This window comes from Paraburkholderia sp. EG304 (assembly GCF_046543485.1).
GTDB lineage: Bacteria > Pseudomonadota > Gammaproteobacteria > Burkholderiales > Burkholderiaceae > Paraburkholderia > Paraburkholderia youngii.
The window spans coordinates 1-1,078 of record NZ_JBKGUA010000232.1; the positions used below are offsets into that span (position 1 = coordinate 1).

At 62.8% G+C, this 1,078-nt stretch carries 1 protein-coding gene; it reads left to right on the top strand.

Going from position 1 to position 1,078, the window contains the following annotated elements:
- Positions 1-1,078 (top strand): amino acid adenylation domain-containing protein (locus ACLFKU_RS43545; protein WP_410853370.1); only part of this gene is annotated, 1,078 nt, incomplete at both ends.

The following is a 1,078-nucleotide window of genomic DNA, read 5'->3' on the forward strand; positions in this document are numbered from 1 at the left end:
CGTCGGAGCGGTGCATCCATGAGCTGTTCGAGGCGCAGGTGCGGCGGGCACCGGAGGCGGTGGCGCTGGTGCATGAGAACGAGAGACTGAGCTATGGCGAGCTCAATGCGCGGGCCAACCGGCTGGCGCACCATCTGATCGCACGCGGAGTCAGGCCGGATCAGCCGGTGGGGATCTGCGTGGAGCGCAGCGCGGCGATGGTGGTGGGGCTCTTGGCGATCCTGAAGGCGGGGGGCGCGTATCTGCCGCTGGATCCGGCTTATCCGTCGGCGCGGTTGCACCAGGTGCTGGGCGATGCCGCTCCGCAGCTGCTGCTTTGCGATGTGGCCGGCCGCGCCGCACTTGGCCCCGAGGTGCTGACTAATGTGATAGCGGTCGATCTGGAGACGGCGACGCCGGAGTGGGCGAACCTGCCGTTCTCCGATCCGGACCCGCGTGCGCTCGGCCTGACCTCGCGCCATCTCGCTTATGTGATTTACACCTCCGGATCCACCGGCACGCCCAAGGGGGCACAGAATGAGCATCGGGCTATCGTTAATCGCCTGATCTGGATGCAAAAGGCCTATGCACTCAATACGGCTGATGTCGTCTTGCAGAAGACCCCGTTTAGCTTCGATGTCTCTGCCTGGGAATTCTTCTGGACCTTGCTTGAAGGGGCAACCCTGGTGCTGGCGGTTCCTGGTGTACACAAAGACCCGGATGCGCTTGTAAGCCTGATAGTCGGCCAACGCATCACCACCGCACACTTTGTACCATCCATGCTGGCCAGCTTCATGGACACGAAGGGCGTTGATCGCTGCACCTCCCTGCAGCGTCTCGTGTGTAGTGGAGAGGCGCTTTCTGCTTCCCTCACGCAGAAGGTTCGGTGCGTATTACCTTGGACCGGTCTGCACAATCTATATGGTCCCACGGAAGCTGCTATCGACGTAACGGCCTGGAATTGCCCGGCTGATTTTAATGGATCAGTGGTCCCGATCGGCCGTCCGATTGCGAACACGCGGGTGTACGTGCTGGACGGTCATGGCGCGCCGGTGCCGTTCGGGGCGGTGGGCGAGCTTTACATTGGCGGGGCGGGGGT